Here is a 16402-nt window from a genome sequence, read left to right on the forward strand (position 1 = left end):
CAAAAAGAAGTATACGGGAAAGCGAGGTAATCTGGGGGAAATTTGATGGCATCCCAGTTTATCAAGCTTTTTTCAGAATATTTGGCTGATTATCATGAATTGCAGGCAGGAATATTCGCGGCTCATGTAGTATAATAATAATCAAGGTAATAGTTAATGGCTTGAAAACAAAGAATCGAGGGATTTTTATGGCACAAAGGTTAGCGACTGAATATGTCAAAACCTGCCTCCAGTTAACAGAAGCCGATATGTTGAAGTTTTTTCAAATGTTTGTGGACCATCAAGTGACGCTGCAAGTCAAAGTTTTGGAAAACGGGAATCAAGAGGTTGTTTTTCAAGATGGCGAAGATCAAGAAATCGTCCTTTCATTTGAAAAGAAATCGGGCCTATATGAATGCACAGGATCCTGCAGATTAAGTAATACCTTATTAGCTAATTTAATGCGTAAAGCAGTATCGGAATTCAAAGGCAGCGCAAAGGTCAACCGGATTTACCCAAGCTATACAATGGTTTATTATTATGAACGCGGAACCGTTGTGAAGATCGAGGAAATCAAAGGTCAATTATTAACGATTGTCTATGAGCACAAAGATACCATTGGTCTCATGCAGATGATGTTCCAGAAGAGAGAAGTTGAGCAAGAAATTGAAATGATCTACGATCAAATCAATCATCTTCTTGATATGCGTAACATGCTGCAGGCAAGGAATGAACACGAAGAAATCGACATTCGCCTCAATGAGCTTACACATCGTTTGTTCGTTTTGGAGGCATAATCACTCATACATGACATATTTTTTTGAGACCCATTTTTGGGTCTCTTTTTGTTTTGACGCACACGTATTGGCTTATCGTCATAATTTAGATATGGCGTCAGTGTGACAGATGACGTTTAGCAAAAAAAACTATTGCATTTATCGTCGATAGATGTTATTTTTATTCTCGTTGAAACAATATAGGAACCAGGATTCACTCAGGACATTGAATGTTGCGAGAGATTATACCCTCGGGAAGTGAATGACGTAGGTCCTAGCGGATGAAATTTTTTTCACACATTTTATTCCTAGGAAGGGGGAACCGAAAGATGGAAACAGAATACTCAACTTTCGGAAGACACGTTGCTGTTGATACTTGGGGGGTAGATTTTGAACTTCTGAACAATGCAGAATGGCTGCAAGCTCAGATGGTTGAAGCTGCCGAGGTATGTGGAGCAACTGTTTTATCTGTACAATCCAAGCAATTCGAACCACAAGGAGCAACAGTACTTGTTATGTTGTCCGAGAGTCATCTCTCCATTCATACTTATCCTGAGAGAGGTTTTGCCGCACTTGATTGTTATACATGCGGTGAGACAGTCGACCCTCAATTAGCAATCGACTTTATGGTATCCGTACTAAAACCAGAAACGTTCTATGCGAAGAAGCTTGTTCGCGGAATGGGTGAATTACAAGTAGAAACTCCTGAAATAAAGCAAGCAGAGCTTGTTAAATAAAATTCTGCAAATTGATAAAACGATAACCACGGAGAAATCCGTGGTTATTTGTTTGTTCAGACACCCATACAATGGTATTGGAGAGCGATACATGTCCAATTCATTTGGAGTGGGGGAAGAAGATTGAAACAAAAGTTAGTCAGAAAAACAGTGATGTATGTTGTTGTTCTCTTTCTGATCATTTGGCCTATTTATCAACTTACCCAAATGTTAGATCATCAAAAAGAAGATCACGATGCCACACATTTACTGTTCCAAGTATCTTTATTTCAAATGGAAATTTTGAAGAGCAGTTTGGAAGAAGCCTCTCAGATTAAAAATACGAATGAGCTAGATCGGGTGAAACAAGCGCTGTATTCAGCTGAATATACGCATGAACGACTTATTTTAGCTGCTGGAGGAAGTGAGGAGTTAAGTTCGCTTAACTTCATGACCCAATTAAGCCAATACATACAAAGGTTACAGCTTGGGGGCATCAGAGCCTTGAAGCCGGATGAAACGTCAACTTTGAAAGAAACGCTGAAGCAATTCAATGAGATGTATGAGATTTATGAGAAAATGATGGCGTCTAACGGCGATATCATCTCATCTCAGAATGAGGAATTATCCAAACTAGATCGGGATATGACCACCTTTTTAAGAAAAAAAGGGCTGCAATAGGGGATTCTGCCTGGATGAGGTATAGAGGAGCAAAGAGCTGTTAAAACTAACGAACAGACCCAAAGCATTCATAATTTATTCAAATATTTTGTCGGAATGTATGTTTTGCTGTGCTATAATGATTCTAAATAAAACGAAAGGCAGGTGGTAACGTTGCATATTATCGCAGTTGGTTTGAATTATCGGACAGCCCCGGTAGAAATTCGTGAAAAGTTTGCGTTCTCAGATCAAGATTTACCCAAGGCAATCGCTGAGTTGAAAGAGACGAAAAGTATTCTAGAATGTGTTATTGTTGCCACCTGCAATCGCACCGAAATTTATGCCGTCGTGGATCGACCTCAATTGTGTAGTCATTACTTGACGCATTTCCTTGAGCGTTGGTTTCATGTGAAGAAGGATGAGTTCCAGAAGCATTTATATACGTATGAGAATGACAAAGCAAATGAGCATTTGTTCCGTGTAACAACGGGGCTTGATTCGATGGTCATTGGGGAAACTCAGATTCTCGGTCAAGTGAGGGATGCTTTTTTAGCATCTCAAGAATTGAAAGCAACAGGATCTTATTTCAACACGTTGTTTAAACAAGCAATCACACTTGCTAAGAAAGCACATTCAGAAACGGGCATCAGTAATAACCCAGTCTCCATCAGCTATGCAGCCGTAGAACTCGGGAAACGGATTTTCGGAAGCTATGTGAACAAGACGATTATGATTATTGGTGCAGGTAAGATGAGTGAGTTGACCGTGAAGCATCTCTATGCGAATGGTGCAAACAAAGTTATCGTTGTGAATCGCACGTTGGAGAGAGCTATGGATTTAGCGGGCAAATTCAAGGGTGTGGCCAGCACGCTAGAGGAAATGCCAAAATATTTACCCGAAGTAGACATCATCATTAGCTCAACGGGTGCACCAGGCTATGTTTTGACGAAGAAAGATATTCAGACCTATGTGCAAAAAAGAAAATCACGTCCCCTCTTTATGATGGATATCGCAGTTCCGCGGGATCTGGATCCTGAGATTAGCGGCTTGCCGAACGTGTTTCTGTATGATATCGATGATTTGGAACATATTGTCGATAAACATTTGCAGGAGAGAAAGAAGGAAGCGGCTAAGATTGAGGTTATGATCAATTCGGAAATTGCCGCCTTTGACCAATGGACGAAGACACTTGGCGTAAGCCCATTGATTAGTGCGCTACAAACGAAAGCGAATCAAATTCATGAAGAAACCATGGAGAACATGCTGAACAAGCTGACAGATCTGGATGAACGTGAAATTAAGGTGATTCGCAAATTAACCAAAAGTATTGTGAATCAAGTATTGCGCGATCCGATTCTACGGATCAAAGAAATGGCTGGCGAGCGTCATGGCGATGATGCACTCGAAATTTTCACCAAGCTTTTCGCATTAGAAGATATGATTAAACAACAAGAACAGGCAGATCAAATAGCACAAGAGCTAGAGTCCGGATTTAACAAAGTAGAAAGTAAACAAACGATGGACGAGAAACTGTCCGTTCGTGGTTTACAGAATGCGGATGTTCTAGCCCCATCTTGATATATAAGATCGTAAACGAACTCGCCCTAATGGGCGAAATAGAAGTCGTTTATCTCAATTAAAAGGCGCTAACCGCCTAGGAGAGGTGCCATGGTTACAAGCAGCTGGTTGTTTGATGCGATGATTTATATGTATGCCCTGAGCCTACTGTTTTACTTTTCGGATTTCGCGAATGCGAGCCGGAGCGCGAAACGGATGGGGACGGGGCTGCTTTTGTTTGTATGGGTTTTGCAAACCGCTTACTTTGCTATTAGTTTATATGGCCATTTAACAGAATGGGCTTTCGTTCGGTCAGATGTTCTGTTCATGTTTTCATGGCTTCTAGTCACGATTTCACTCATCATCAACCGCTTTTTCCGTATTGAATTGTTTGTGTTCTTTGTGAATGTGCTTGGCTTTGCAATTCTGGCACTGAATATCTTTGGAAATCCGAATGTTATGCCGATTAAATCCAATTGGGACATCAATGATGAGCTATTATTCATTCATATTTCGTTAGCCATTGGCAGTTATGCCGCATTTTCGATTGCCGCCATTTTTTCAGGGATGTACATATTCTTACATGCAAGGTTAAAGAGCAAGAATTTCTCTCAGGCTGTCATGAGACTGCCGTCGCTGGAGAAAATTGAGCATTACACGTATTTGTCGGTCATTATTGGAGGGCCGCTGCTTCTGATGGCTTTGAGTCTTGGCGTAGTGTGGGTCGTGCTCGAAGGCAACCAAAATCTTCTCTATGATCCTAAAGTAATCAATTCCTTCTTCGTTTTGGCCGCCTATGCCTTTTACTTATTTCAACATAAATCCATGCGGATTTCTGGTAACAAGCTAGCGGTTTGGAATTTGGCAGCTTTCTGTATTGTCGTGTTGAATTTCGTTGTATCGAATCTTGTCTCTGATTTTCATGGGTGGATATGGAGTTAACAAGTTGGCAGTATCCTTATCCGATTATGATGAATTTAGCGGGAAGCAAGTGTCTGATCGTCGGCGGTGGGCCGATTGCCGAGCGGAAGCTGCGCTCGTTGCTACAAGCAGGAGCAGAAGTGACCGTAGTCAGTCCAGCTTTCACCACGGGTGTTCTAGCGCTTGCGCTTCAACCGAATGTGATCGTAAAAAGGCAGCCCTATGATCCATCAATATGGACAGCTCTTGGCGAGGCACGCTTTGCCTTAGTCATCGCTGCAACGAATGATGCGCAAGTGAATAGGCAGATCGCACTAGATGCTAATGGATCTGGGAGCCTAGTCAATATTGTGGATCAACCAGAGCTTAGTTCCTTTATTTTACCTTCCGTTGTTCGTCGAGGTAAGTTGGTGATTACGGTGTCTACAGGAGGAGCAAGTCCTTCAGCGGCTCGTAAAATTGCTAAGGAGCTCGACAATGCCTATGGTGATGAGTATGAAATCTATTTGGATTTCCTCACCGATACGCGCTTGTTGATTCAGAACCACGTGAAAGATAAAGAAGCAAGACAACGTTTATTTAAAGAAATGTTGGCGTGGGATCTCATGTCATTGATCCGTGAAGGAAAGTTTGAAGACTGGAAAGAGAAGTTTAACATAGCATTACATGGCGCCGCTTGGATGCAAACGCAGGAGCAGGTAGAGATTGAACTGCCTTCTTGGTCTTTCATCAATGAGATTGAAATATAAGAGAGTATATGTTTCACGACATACAATTCTTATATTTTTGGATAAATGCACCCGTCCAAGAAGGACGGCGTAGTCATTTATTTTAGGCAGCACGTACAGGAGGCGGAGACGAAATGAAAACGATTATAGTAGGGACAAGACAGAGTGCCTTGGCACTGACTCAAACGGGACAAGCCGTGGAGCTGTTGAAACAGCTTGCGAAAGAGCATGGTATCGAATGTCAATTTGAAATTAAGAAAATTGTAACGAAGGGCGATCGGATTCTGGACGTCACGTTATCCAAGGTTGGCGGCAAGGGCTTGTTCGTGAAGGAAATCGAACAGGCGCTGACGGATGGGGATATTGATATCGCCGTCCATAGTATGAAGGACATGCCCTTCGAGCTACCCGAAGGTCTCGTTGTTGGCGCGATTCCGAAGCGTGAAGATGCGCGTGATGCGCTGATCACGCGCGGCGGCAGTTCGCTAGACGAGCTGCCCCAGGGCGCTCTCGTCGGGACAAGCTCGCTGCGCCGTGCTAGCCAGCTGCAGCACTACCGCCCGGACCTCCGGATCGAGTCGATCCGGGGCAACATCGATTCGAGGCTGCGCAAGCTCGAAGAAGAGAACTTCGATGCGATTATGCTTGCCGCCGCCGGTCTCCACCGGATCGGCTGGCAAGATCGCATAAGTAGCTACTTGCCGCCCGAGGTATGCCTCCCTGCCGTAGGGCAGGGAGCGCTGTGCATCGAGTGCCGCGGCAACGACACCTTCGTGCTGGACTTGCTGGGCAAGTTCCAGCATGAGCCAACGGCGCTCGCGGTGCGAGCGGAGCGGGCCTTCCTTGGCAGACTCAACGGAGGCTGCCAGGTGCCGCTCGGCGCATACGCGAGCGTGAACGAGACGAGCAGCGGGGACGCCCCGCTGCTGACCCTTACAGGCATGGTCGGGACGCCGGATGGCGTGACCATGCTCAAGGAAACGGCTTCCGGGAACGATCCGGAAGCGTTGGGTGCGCTAGTTGCAGAGAAGCTCATCGCACAAGGAGCCGAGAAGATTCTAGCTGAGGTGAGGGAGTGAATGCTGTGAACAAAGGAAGAGTTTTTCTTGTTGGAGCGGGTCCAGGAGATCCTAAGCTCATCTCGGTACGCGGGATGGAAGCGATCCAAAGAGCAGATGTCATCGTGTATGATCGACTGGCGAATCCACGCTTATTGAAGCATCGTAGACCGGAAGCAGAACTCATCTTTGTTGGCAAGCTGCCAGATAAACATATCTTAAAGCAAGAAGAAATCAATCAGTTGCTTGTGGATTTGGCTTTACAAGGGAAGGTAGTCACACGTCTCAAAGGCGGAGATCCTAGTGTATTCGGACGCGTTGGGGAAGAAGCTGAGCTTCTGGCAGATAACGGGATAACGTATGACATTATCCCAGGAATCACCTCTTCAATTGCTGTTCCAGCCTATGCGGGTATCCCTGTAACACATCGCGATTTCACATCGTCTGTTGCGATTATAACGGGTCACGAGTACCCGAACAAAACGTATTCCAGCCTGAACTGGGAGCATCTGGCCAAGGCGATTGGCACAATGGTATTCCTGATGGGCGTTGCTAATTTAGAGCAAATATGCCGTGAATTGATTCGCTGCGGGAAACCGCCAGAAATGCCAGTTGCACTTGTCAGATGGGGGACCTGGGCGGATCAAGCGACGATCACAGGTACACTTGCAGATATCACAGAAAAAGTAAGAGAAGCGAACTTTAAATCTCCTGCTGTCATTATTGTGGGTGAGGTTGTTAAGCTTCGTGAGAAGCTGGCTTGGATGGAGAAGAAGCCGCTGTTTGGTAAACGCGTGCTGGTTACGAGAGCTCGCAGCCAAGCAAGTGAGCTTGTAGATCTCATCGATGATTTGGGAGGAGAGCCTGTCGAGTTCCCTGTGATCCGACTGCAACCGCCAAGTCGAGTTGAAGCACAACAGGAACTTGATCTCGCTCTCAACAGACTGCAGGAGTTTGATTGGATCCTACTTACGAGCGTCAATGGCGTCGAGTTCTTCTTCCGCAGGATGCGTGAACTAAACATCGATGTTCGCAGAATGGCGAACGCGCGCATTGCTGCCGTAGGTCCTAAGACGGCTGAAGCCCTCGCTGAGCGTGGTATCCTAGCAGACGTCCTACCGGCTAAGTTTCAGGGGGAAGGCATCCTAGATGCCATTCAAGGGGATTTGAACGCTGGTCAGAAGGTGCTGTTACCGACTGCTGATCTTGCTCGCGATCACTTGCCTTCAAAACTGAAGGAGTTAGGCCTCGAAGTTACGGAAGTAGATGTGTACGAGAATGTGCTGACTACCGATGACGGAGACGAGATCATTCACCTTTTACAAAATCAAAGCATTCATATCATCACTTTTACAAGCTCATCTACGGTTACGAATTTACTCGAAGCGCTAAAGCAGCTAGGTATGGAAGATCCGTTATCGTTGCTGCAAGGCGTGGAGATCGCAGTTATTGGTCCCAAAACGGCAGAAACCGCGGTTCAAGCGGGCCTGTCGATCACATACATGGCTGAAGAAGCGACTGTCGCTTCTTTGGTACAAAGCATGATTCAAGGAGGCGGAAATCCATCATGAGTTTTCCAATCGTTCGTAATCGCCGCTTACGCGGAAATGCAGCCATTCGTAATCTCGTTCGTGAAAATCAAGTAACGGTTAACGATGTTGTTCAACCGATATTTGTTACTCACGGTACGAATGTAAAATCAGAAATTGCTTCGATGCCGGGTGTGTACCATTTCTCTCTAGATCGCGTAAAAGAAGAAATCGATGAAATCACGCAATTGGGTATTCAAGCAATCCTCTTGTTCGGTGTACCCGATTATAAAGATGCAACAGGAACTTCCGCATTTATGGATGATGGCATTGTGCAGCAAGCTACACGTTTTATTAAAGAGCTTAACCCTAACTTGCTAATTATCGCAGATACGTGCTTATGTCAATTTACCGATACGGGTCATTGCGGTGTTATTCATCACCACCCGATTACAGGGCATGCCGATGTAGCGAACGATCCTTCCTTGGAGCTTCTTGTTCGTACAGCGGTGTCACAAGCCAAAGCAGGCGCTGACATTATCGCCCCTTCGAATATGATGGATGGCTATGTGCAAGCGATTCGTTCTGGTTTGGATGAGGCTGGTTACGAAAACACACCAATTATGGCCTATTCCGTCAAATATGCGTCAGCTTATTATGGTCCTTTCCGTGATGCTGCCCATTCTACCCCGCAATTTGGCGATCGGAAAACGTATCAAATGGACCCGGCTAACAGTCGTGAAGCTCTTCGTGAAGCGTCAAGCGACGTCATCGAGGGAGCCGATTTCCTTATGGTGAAGCCAGCGCTCGCTTACATGGATATTATCCGCATGCTGAAGGATAACTTTGACTTGCCTGTTGTTGCTTACAATGTGAGCGCAGAATATGCCATGGTGAAGGCCGCTGCGAAGCAAGGCTGGGTGAATGAAGAAGCCATCGTGATGGAAACGATGACTAGCTTCAAACGTGCAGGCGCTGACATTATCCTGACATATTTCGCCAAGGATATTGCTCGTTATTTGCAAAATTAATGAGATCGTGAACCATTTGTTCTCTGTGATCTAAAACAGAGTTCGAGTGGTTCTTTTTGTCATACTTTTGTCGCATTAGGTAAGCTTACCTTGGTTGTGAGAGGGGTATAATTAGGGCATAATGGATGAGAATAGATGGAAACAAGAGGAAGGTGCCTCATGAGTTATAATGATAATTTTATTAAAGCATGTCGAAAAGAACAGGTAGATACCCTGCCCGTGTGGTATATGCGCCAAGCAGGTCGCTACGACCCCGATTACCGTAAAATCAAGGAAAAGTACTCCTTGCTCGAAATTTGTCAGCAACCAGAGCTTGCAGCTGAAGTGACAATGATGCCGATTAAAAAGCTTGGTGTGGATGCCGCGATTTTGTACTCGGATATCATGAATCCAGTGGCTTCGCTTGGTGTTGATTTTGATATTGTCAAAGATATCGGTCCTGTTATACATACGCCGGTTCGTACGGCACAAGATGTTGAGCGTCTTCGTCCGATTGATGTGGAGAAGGACTTGTCCCACATTCTACAAACGATTCGAATTCTAGATAAAGAATTGGAAGTTCCACTGATTTCGTTCGCGGGTGCTCCCTTTACGATCGCTAGTTATTTGATTGAAGGAAGACCATCCAAAAGCTATATTCGCACGAAGCAAATGATGTATTCGGAGCCAGCGGTCTGGTTCGCGTTAATGGATAAGCTCGGGGATATGGTTATCACGTATCTGCGTGCACACATTGCCAATGGGGCGAAAGCCGTTCAAGTATTCGATAGCTGGGTGGGTGCTCTCTCTCCGGCCGATTTCGACGTCTATGTGCGGCCTACGATGATGCGAATCTTCAAAGAGTTGTCTGATTTGAAAGAACCGAAAATTTATTTCCCAGGCGTCAGCTCCGGTGAATTGCTTCCGTATCTGACGACGATTCAAGCAGATGTAATTGGTCTTGATTGGCGGGTGCCGATCTCCGTTGGTCGCGAAAGACTTCAGAACCGCTATGCGGTGCAAGGAAACCTGGATCCTTATATTTTGACAGCGCCGATGAGCGTGATTGAAGCGCAAGCGAAAGCGATCATGGATGATGGGATGAAGCAGCCAGGGTTCATTTTCAACTTAGGACATGGCCTTTTCCCAGAAGCGTCGCTGGAGAAATTGAAAGAATTAACAACTTTCGTTCATACCTATTCTCATTCCGTTTTAACCCAGCAAGCTGGAAAGAGTGGTGTTTAATATGAGCCAAAAGCGCATAGGTGTCTTAGTCATGTCATATGGTACGCCGGAAAGCTTGGATCAAGTTGAAGCGTACTACACACATATAAGACGGGGCCATCCGCCGACTCCTGAGCAATTACATGAATTAACGACGCGCTACGAGGCCATTGTTGGTGGCTTCTTCCCGTTGCGTGAAAATACGAACAAACAAGTAAAAGGACTTGAAGCTACGCTGCGTCAAGAGCATCCTGAGCTTGAATTCGTGTGCTATCAAGGACTTAAGCATGCTCAGCCCTACGTAGAAGACGGCGTTGAACAAATGGCTAAGGACGGTATCACAGAGGCTGTGGGGATCGTTCTAGCGCCTCACTACTCGACGATGAGTGTCGGCGGCTATGTGAAGAGAGCGAAGGATAAGGCGGAAGCACTAGGTCTTAACATGACTTTCGTGCTGGATTATCACCTACATGCGAAGCTGCTGGATGCCTTGCAAACACGTGTAGAGAACGCTTTGGGGAAATTTGCTGAGGCCGATCGTGATCAGGTACGGGTTATCTTTACAGCGCATAGCTTGCCGGAGAAAATTCTAGAAATGAAGGATCCGTATCCGGATCAATTGCTGGCTACATCCAAAGCACTTGCTGAGCGGGTCGGTCTTACGAATTGGCAGTTTGGTTGGCAGAGTGCGGGACAGACGGCTATGCCGTGGTTAGGCCCGGACATTTTGGACGTTATGCGTACGATCAAGCAAGAAGAAGGCGTGGATAAAATTTTACTTTGTCCAATTGGGTTCGTTTCCGATCATTTAGAAGTACTTTACGATATCGATATTGAAGCGCAAGCGTTGGCGAAAGAGCTGGGCGTACATTTGGAACGAACAGAGTCGCTTAATACGGATCCTCTTTACATGGAAACCTTAAGTGATGTTGTATACAAGAAATGGCAAGAGGCAGCGAGTTCGAAATGAGTACACAAGTGCCTCATTATATGATAATTGGCGGCGGTATTACGGGCTTAAGTGCTGCTTTTTATTTGAAAAAGCGGTTGACTGATACTGATGACGGTGGCGGTACGCCATTTCGCATTTCGGTCGTAGAGAAATCACCGTCGTTCGGCGGGAAAATTTACACGATAGAGCGAGACGGATTTGTAATCGAAAAGGGTCCTGATTCCTTCCTTGCGCGTAAACGTCCCATTATTGATTTGGCATATGATCTTGGTATGGAAAACGAGCTGACAGGTACGAATCCGAAAGCCAAGAAAACCTATATCGTTCGTGGACGAAAGCTGCATCGCATGCCTCCGGGCTTGGTTCTAGGCATTCCGACTCAAATGACGCCATTTATGAAGACAGGCCTTATTTCCCCATTGGGCAAACTGCGAGCTGCGATGGATTTGATTTTGCCGAAGCGGGATGTCGCAGCTGATGAGTCGCTTGGACATTTTCTTGAGCGCCGACTTGGCAAGGAAGTGCTCGAGCGCATTGTTGAGCCGCTGCTTGCAGGGATATATGCGGGAGATACGTATAAGCTGAGCTTGAAGTCCACATTCCCGCAGTTTCGAGCTATGGAGCAGAAGAACCGCAGCTTAATTCTGGGGATGATGGCAAGTCGCAAGAATGTGACCGAGGAAAGCGCGCATTTGCCTGCGGCTGTTCGCAATTCGGTATTTGTAACGTTTAAGCGAGGGTTGCAATCGTTAGTGACAGGTTTGGTTGATGCCATGCGTGCTACGGTTGATTTACGTCCTGGCGTTGGCGTTGTCTCGGTACGTAGTGTAGATGGGGGACAAACGGAGGTTACCTTTGAGGACGGTCGTCGTGAGGTCGTTAACGGTGTCATTGTGACGACGCCAACGTATCAAGCGGCGAAGCTGCTCTCGGAGCTGCCTGCAGCAAGCAAGCTTGCGAAAATTGATTATATATCGGTAGCCAATGTGATTATGGCTTTCGAACGTAAGGATATTCCATTTGAACTGGATGCCTCCGGTTTCCTTGTACCTAAGCATGAGGGGTATACCATTACTGCCTGTACATTAACCTCAGCGAAGTGGCTGCATGCTGCTCCTGAAGGCAAGGTGCTGCTGCGTTGTTATATAGGTCGTTCTGGCGAACAAGAATGGCCGGCATGGTCCGATGAGCAGCTCATAAGTAAAGCACGTCATGATATTAAAGATTTACTTGGGATTACGGCAGAACCTGGATTCGCTGAAGTGACCAGGTTGATGCATTCCATGCCGCAATACCCTGTTGGTCATTTAGAAGAGATCGCTCATTTCAAGAAAGAACTAACGGCAGCAATGCCACGAGTCCTGGTCACAGGTGCAGGCTTCCATGGCGTCGGACTGCCCGATTGCATACGACAAGGAAAAGAGGCTGCTAATCAGCTTGCCGAGATTGTCCTTACGGAGTCGCATATGGATGCCACTGCAACTGTGAGATAATTAGCGGAGCTTGGTCAACTCTAACGTGAATTCGGAGGCAGAAATAGTCAGGATTTTCTTCTCTTCAAGGTCACGAATGACTTGCATGAGCGTTGATTTCTGAACACCAGCCAGCTGTGAGATTTCATCAAAGTTCAGCACTAGCTTTATGACGATGGTTGTCCCTTTACGCAGGCCATGCGAGTTCGCCATTTTGATCAAGCTTTTGATGACGCGTGTTCTTGCATCCAGGAAGGTCAGATCGAAGACTTGTTGATTCGTGTCACGAAGACGACTGCTGAGTTCTTGCATGATACCTAAGCTAATGTCAAAATGAGTACGGAGCAGTTCAAGGAAGCTCTGGCCAGTTATCGTTAACAGTATGCACTCTTCTAAGGTTTGAGCAGAAGCAGACCGAGGCTTGCCATCAATGAGGGAAAGCTCGCCGAAGCTCTCGCTGGTTTTGCAGATCGAGAGTATCTTCTCCTCTCCTGAGCTGCTCGTTGTGTAGATTTTAACAGAGCCGTTAAGAACCATATAGAAAACAGAGCCGATTTCTTTTTCTTGAAATAAGATCGTACCCGCTTTATAAGTACGTCTTGTACATATTTCAACAAGCGCGTTCAATTGCTGTTCGTTTAATTGGGCAAATAAAGGAACTTTTTTAATAAGCTCTAGCATGGTTGTACCGCCTTTGTAGGTAGTTATGGGTAGGATATGACCTCATTTTATCACAAGATCACGCTATTGGGGGCTAAATAATGGGAAATTCGAGCAGAATCGACATACGGTCAGAGGCTGCATTTCAAGAATCAAGAAAGCTGATTCCTGGGGGTGTGAACAGTCCAGTTCGCGCTTTTAAATCGGTTGGCTTAACACCTTTATTCATGGAGAGCGGGTCAGGCTCTCGTGTAACGGATATTGATGGGAATACTTTTATCGACTATGTAGGTTCATGGGGACCGTTAATCGTGGGTCATGCTCATCCAAAGGTTTTGGAAGCGATTCAGTCTACAGCTATTAAAGGGACAAGCTTTGGAGCTCCGACGTTGCTCGAAACCGAAATGGCGAAGCTTGTTATAGAACGTGTACCATCCATAGATATGGTTCGCATGGTCAATTCAGGTACGGAAGCAACAATGAGCGCGTTGCGGCTTGCTCGTGGATTCACGAAGCGCGACAAAATTGTGAAGTTCGAAGGAAGCTATCACGGACATGCAGATGCCTTGCTGATCAAGGCTGGTTCTGGGGTTGCTACGCTTGGACTGCCAGATAGCCCTGGTGTGCCAAGCAGCGTAGCGTCTAACACGATTACAGTTCCTTATAATGATTTGGATTCCGTGAAGCTGGTTTTTGAAAAGTTTGGTGAAGAAATCGCCGCGCTTATCGTGGAACCTATTGCAGGGAATATGGGGGTTGTTCCTCCCGCGGCAGGATTCTTGCAAGGACTTCGTGACATCACGAAGCAATATGGCGCTTTGTTAATTTTCGATGAGGTTATGACCGGTTTCCGCGTACATAAGAACTGTGCACAGGGTCTATACGGCGTTACGCCTGATTTGACTTGCCTAGGTAAAGTAATCGGTGGTGGACTTCCCGTAGGCGCTTATGGCGGTCGCTTGGACATCATGGAACAGATCGCCCCTGCGGGTCCGATATACCAGGCGGGTACTTTATCGGGAAATCCACTTGCGATGGCGGCGGGCTTTGCGACCTTATCCTTACTGGGTGAGCCGAATGTCTACGAGGAGCTGGAGCGCAAGTCGGCAAGATTGGAAGCGGGCTTTGCTGCGAATGCTGCTGAGTTTGGTATTGCGAGTACGATCAATCGCGTAGGCTCGATGGTATGTCCATTTTTCACAGAGCTGGCTGTAACGAACTACGACTCGGCCAAAACATCCGATCTAGGTCGTTTTAATGCCTACTTCGGTCATTTGTTGGATTTAGGTGTTTCCGTTGCACCTTCGCAGTTTGAGGGAATGTTTGTATCTACTGCTCACTCCGATGAGGATATTGAAACGACGATCAATGCACATCGTGAAGCTTTGAAACGTTTATAAGATAGACAAAGGGGCTGCCCTCCGTAGACATTTCTACGTGAGTGCAGCCCCTTTGAGCTTGCCAATTAGTTAGGTTTAACGGTTGGTGATGTAGTGTTAGTCGGTGAGACTACGGTTCCATTCGTCGATGGCTTCGGTGAGACACTTGGCGTCGGCGTTGGCGTTGGTGTTGATGTTGTTGACGGCTTCGTAGTACCACCAGTTGTATTCCCATTTCCAGGCGTTGGTGTAGATGTAGGCGTAGGATTTGAGGAATTTGATGGTGTTGCTGAATTATTCGGTTTATCTGTTGCATTCGGTTTGGTCGATTCTGTACTTGATGGTGAAGATGATCCACCACCTTTTCCTGCTTCAGACGTATTTTCCGGCTTTGCAGATGGCGTAGGTGTAGCTTTAGGCGTTGGAGTAGGTAATTTACCTTGCGCCTTTAGTGCGGCTTGTTCCTTCAAGAAATCTGGGTGATCATAGGCACCGCCTGGATCAATCTTTGTAAGTCCTTCCCAAATGTTCTTCACGACGATATCGTCAGGGTTACCAAATACCAAGAAGGCTGATGGCAAGCGACGCTCGCCGTAACGACTAGAAGGTTTGGTAATCAATTCGTTATTGTAAACCATTTCGGAAGAAGCTCCGCCATCAAGGAATCCGGCATTAATAACGCCATCTTCTAAGAATAGATCCTGTACTTCTTTCAGTGTCGCACCGACACTTGAGGTTTGACGACCATCGATGACGATAAAGATGACGGTTCCGTCTGCTTTTTGCCCTACAGCTGTTCGCGGCGCGCGTCCCCAGCCACCATCACCGCTTGTAATAAGCGGCTTACCATTCGCGATTACGCGAGGGTAGAAAGAAACGGCTTCTGTGACACCGAGCTCCAACAGTTCGTTGATCGAGTATTTTCCGATAATAAGCGTGCCTTCTTTGGTAAAGCCAACAATTTGTTGTGGATTACTTCCTTCTTGATCCGTATAAAGAATGTTGCCACCGGACATAATAGCACCGATTGGGGCAAATCCGTTCCCAAGTCCGTCAGGATCGTTAAACCCGCCGCCATTGACACCGGCAACTGCACCGGTTCGCTGAACCATGGACGTGATTCTTTCACCTTCACCTTGCTTACCTGGTACAACTACACGAATCGTCCGCGGATCATAGACATACATCCGCTTTCCTTTCCAGAATGTACCTGAGATATCTTCCACCTTGACAAGACTTTCGATGGGGCGTTTTGTATTAAATTGCACGGCCTCCAAATCTTGCTTCTCTATGGAGTTGACCTCTGTTAGATTCTGCATTTCCAGAACCATCTGATCCCTGCGTTGCGCACCTACGAAAATCCATGCCCAATCACGATGCTGTGTTGTAATGACTGTTTTAGCCAAATACTCACGAATATAAGTCCCCGGCGGGGTTAGAAATAAAAAGCTAGAACTTAAAAATGTACATACTGCTATAACAAGTAAAGTCCGCTTCAGCCAACTATAATTTCGAAAATGATTTGCAATTAAACTACCCAAGGTAAACCTCTCCTGCTCTATTAATAAATTGATAGAAAATGTCGAAAAAAAACAATACAAGAATTATAGTATCATATTTTTACATGCAAATGGTAATGGTAATTGTTAAAATAAAGTGTACATAATCCCTGCTTTGTTAAGGAGCTCGTTCTACTTATGAAACGTTATTACTTTTTTGATTTTCCAATCGATCTAATGGCGATTATTTTGGTGTTTCTACTTATTCTGCTAGCAATCTTT

General features: G+C 45.9%; 15 protein-coding genes. 13 read left to right on the forward strand and 2 right to left on the reverse strand.

Annotated elements, in window-relative coordinates:
• Positions 1-188 precede the first annotated feature (188 nt).
• From AC58QC_RS05145 to hemG, 12 genes are all read left to right on the forward strand, one after another.
• Positions 189-776: a non-ribosomal peptide synthetase module gene (locus AC58QC_RS05145; RefSeq protein WP_497414136.1), complete on the forward strand. Its 588-nt coding sequence runs from the start codon at positions 189-191 to the stop codon at positions 774-776.
• Between the two features lie 308 nt (positions 777-1084).
• Entirely contained in the window at positions 1085-1492 is a 408-nt protein-coding gene (gene speD / locus AC58QC_RS05150) for an adenosylmethionine decarboxylase (protein WP_056610310.1), read from the forward strand.
• Between the two features lie 123 nt (positions 1493-1615).
• Entirely contained in the window at positions 1616-2152 is a 537-nt protein-coding gene (locus AC58QC_RS05155) for a hypothetical protein (protein WP_497414137.1), read from the forward strand.
• 153 nt (positions 2153-2305) lie between these two features.
• Complete coding sequence (gene hemA, locus AC58QC_RS05160) at positions 2306-3709, forward strand: glutamyl-tRNA reductase (RefSeq protein ID WP_497414138.1); 1404 nt, start codon at positions 2306-2308, stop codon at positions 3707-3709.
• A gap of 90 nt (positions 3710-3799) precedes the next feature.
• Positions 3800-4630 (forward strand): cytochrome C assembly family protein, encoded by an 831-nt coding sequence (locus AC58QC_RS05165; protein WP_497409219.1) that lies wholly within the window; start codon positions 3800-3802, stop codon positions 4628-4630.
• Positions 4621-5358, forward strand: coding sequence for a precorrin-2 dehydrogenase/sirohydrochlorin ferrochelatase family protein (locus tag AC58QC_RS05170; RefSeq protein WP_497414139.1), 738 nt, complete (start codon positions 4621-4623; stop codon positions 5356-5358). Before AC58QC_RS05165 ends, AC58QC_RS05170 begins: the two co-directional genes overlap by 10 nt.
• A gap of 113 nt (positions 5359-5471) precedes the next feature.
• Entirely contained in the window at positions 5472-6416 is a 945-nt protein-coding gene (gene hemC / locus AC58QC_RS05175) for a hydroxymethylbilane synthase (protein ID WP_497414140.1), read from the forward strand.
• A 5-nt stretch (positions 6417-6421) separates the two neighbouring features.
• Complete coding sequence (gene cobA, locus AC58QC_RS05180) at positions 6422-7966, forward strand: uroporphyrinogen-III C-methyltransferase (RefSeq protein ID WP_497414141.1); 1545 nt, start codon at positions 6422-6424, stop codon at positions 7964-7966.
• Entirely contained in the window at positions 7963-8955 is a 993-nt protein-coding gene (hemB, locus tag AC58QC_RS05185) for a porphobilinogen synthase (protein ID WP_497414142.1), read from the forward strand. Before cobA ends, hemB begins: the two co-directional genes overlap by 4 nt.
• Positions 8956-9114: 159 nt before the next feature.
• The gene (gene hemE, locus AC58QC_RS05190; RefSeq protein ID WP_497414143.1) at positions 9115-10179 is read left to right on the forward strand and encodes a uroporphyrinogen decarboxylase; all 1065 of its coding nucleotides are present in this window, start codon (positions 9115-9117) and stop codon (positions 10177-10179) included.
• A gap of 1 nt (position 10180) precedes the next feature.
• On the forward strand, positions 10181-11128 hold the full coding sequence (gene hemH / locus AC58QC_RS05195) for a ferrochelatase (RefSeq protein WP_497414144.1): 948 nt from the start codon (positions 10181-10183) through the stop codon (positions 11126-11128).
• A complete protein-coding gene (gene hemG, locus AC58QC_RS05200) occupies positions 11125-12603 on the forward strand; it encodes a protoporphyrinogen oxidase (protein ID WP_497414145.1) in 1479 nt (492 codons plus the stop codon). Before hemH ends, hemG begins: the two co-directional genes overlap by 4 nt.
• Here hemG and AC58QC_RS05205 read toward each other — a convergent pair whose 3' ends face one another.
• A complete protein-coding gene (locus AC58QC_RS05205) occupies positions 12604-13263 on the reverse strand; it encodes a Crp/Fnr family transcriptional regulator (RefSeq protein WP_497414146.1) in 660 nt (219 codons plus the stop codon). It lies immediately after the preceding gene.
• Positions 13264-13343: 80 nt separating this feature from the next.
• Here AC58QC_RS05205 and hemL point away from each other — a divergent pair, with 80 nt between their 5' ends.
• Positions 13344-14642 (forward strand): glutamate-1-semialdehyde 2,1-aminomutase, encoded by a 1299-nt coding sequence (gene hemL, locus AC58QC_RS05210; RefSeq protein WP_497414147.1) that lies wholly within the window; start codon positions 13344-13346, stop codon positions 14640-14642.
• Between the two features lie 65 nt (positions 14643-14707).
• Here hemL and AC58QC_RS05215 read toward each other — a convergent pair whose 3' ends face one another.
• Entirely contained in the window at positions 14708-16162 is a 1455-nt protein-coding gene (locus tag AC58QC_RS05215; protein WP_497414148.1) for a phosphodiester glycosidase family protein, read from the reverse strand.
• Positions 16163-16402 lie beyond the last annotated feature (240 nt).

It is taken from the genome of Paenibacillus sp. J22P51, from assembly GCF_059692215.1.

Excerpts from the sequence above, each read along its gene's own strand:
- AC58QC_RS05145 (WP_497414136.1), top strand. The coding sequence starts at position 189 with ATGGCACAAAGGTTAGCGACTGAATATGTCAAAACCTGCCTCCAGTTA.
- hemB (WP_497414142.1), top strand. The coding sequence starts at position 7,963 with ATGAGTTTTCCAATCGTTCGTAATCGCCGCTTACGCGGAAATGCAGCC.
- AC58QC_RS05205 (WP_497414146.1), bottom strand. The coding sequence starts at position 13,263 with ATGCTAGAGCTTATTAAAAAAGTTCCTTTATTTGCCCAATTAAACGAA.
- AC58QC_RS05165 (WP_497409219.1), top strand. The coding sequence starts at position 3,800 with ATGGTTACAAGCAGCTGGTTGTTTGATGCGATGATTTATATGTATGCC.
- hemE (WP_497414143.1), top strand. The coding sequence starts at position 9,115 with ATGAGTTATAATGATAATTTTATTAAAGCATGTCGAAAAGAACAGGTA.
- hemH (WP_497414144.1), top strand. The coding sequence starts at position 10,181 with ATGAGCCAAAAGCGCATAGGTGTCTTAGTCATGTCATATGGTACGCCG.
- speD (WP_056610310.1), top strand. The coding sequence starts at position 1,085 with ATGGAAACAGAATACTCAACTTTCGGAAGACACGTTGCTGTTGATACT.
- AC58QC_RS05170 (WP_497414139.1), top strand. The coding sequence starts at position 4,621 with ATGGAGTTAACAAGTTGGCAGTATCCTTATCCGATTATGATGAATTTA.
- hemG (WP_497414145.1), top strand. The coding sequence starts at position 11,125 with ATGAGTACACAAGTGCCTCATTATATGATAATTGGCGGCGGTATTACG.
- hemC (WP_497414140.1), top strand. The coding sequence starts at position 5,472 with ATGAAAACGATTATAGTAGGGACAAGACAGAGTGCCTTGGCACTGACT.
- hemL (WP_497414147.1), top strand. The coding sequence starts at position 13,344 with ATGGGAAATTCGAGCAGAATCGACATACGGTCAGAGGCTGCATTTCAA.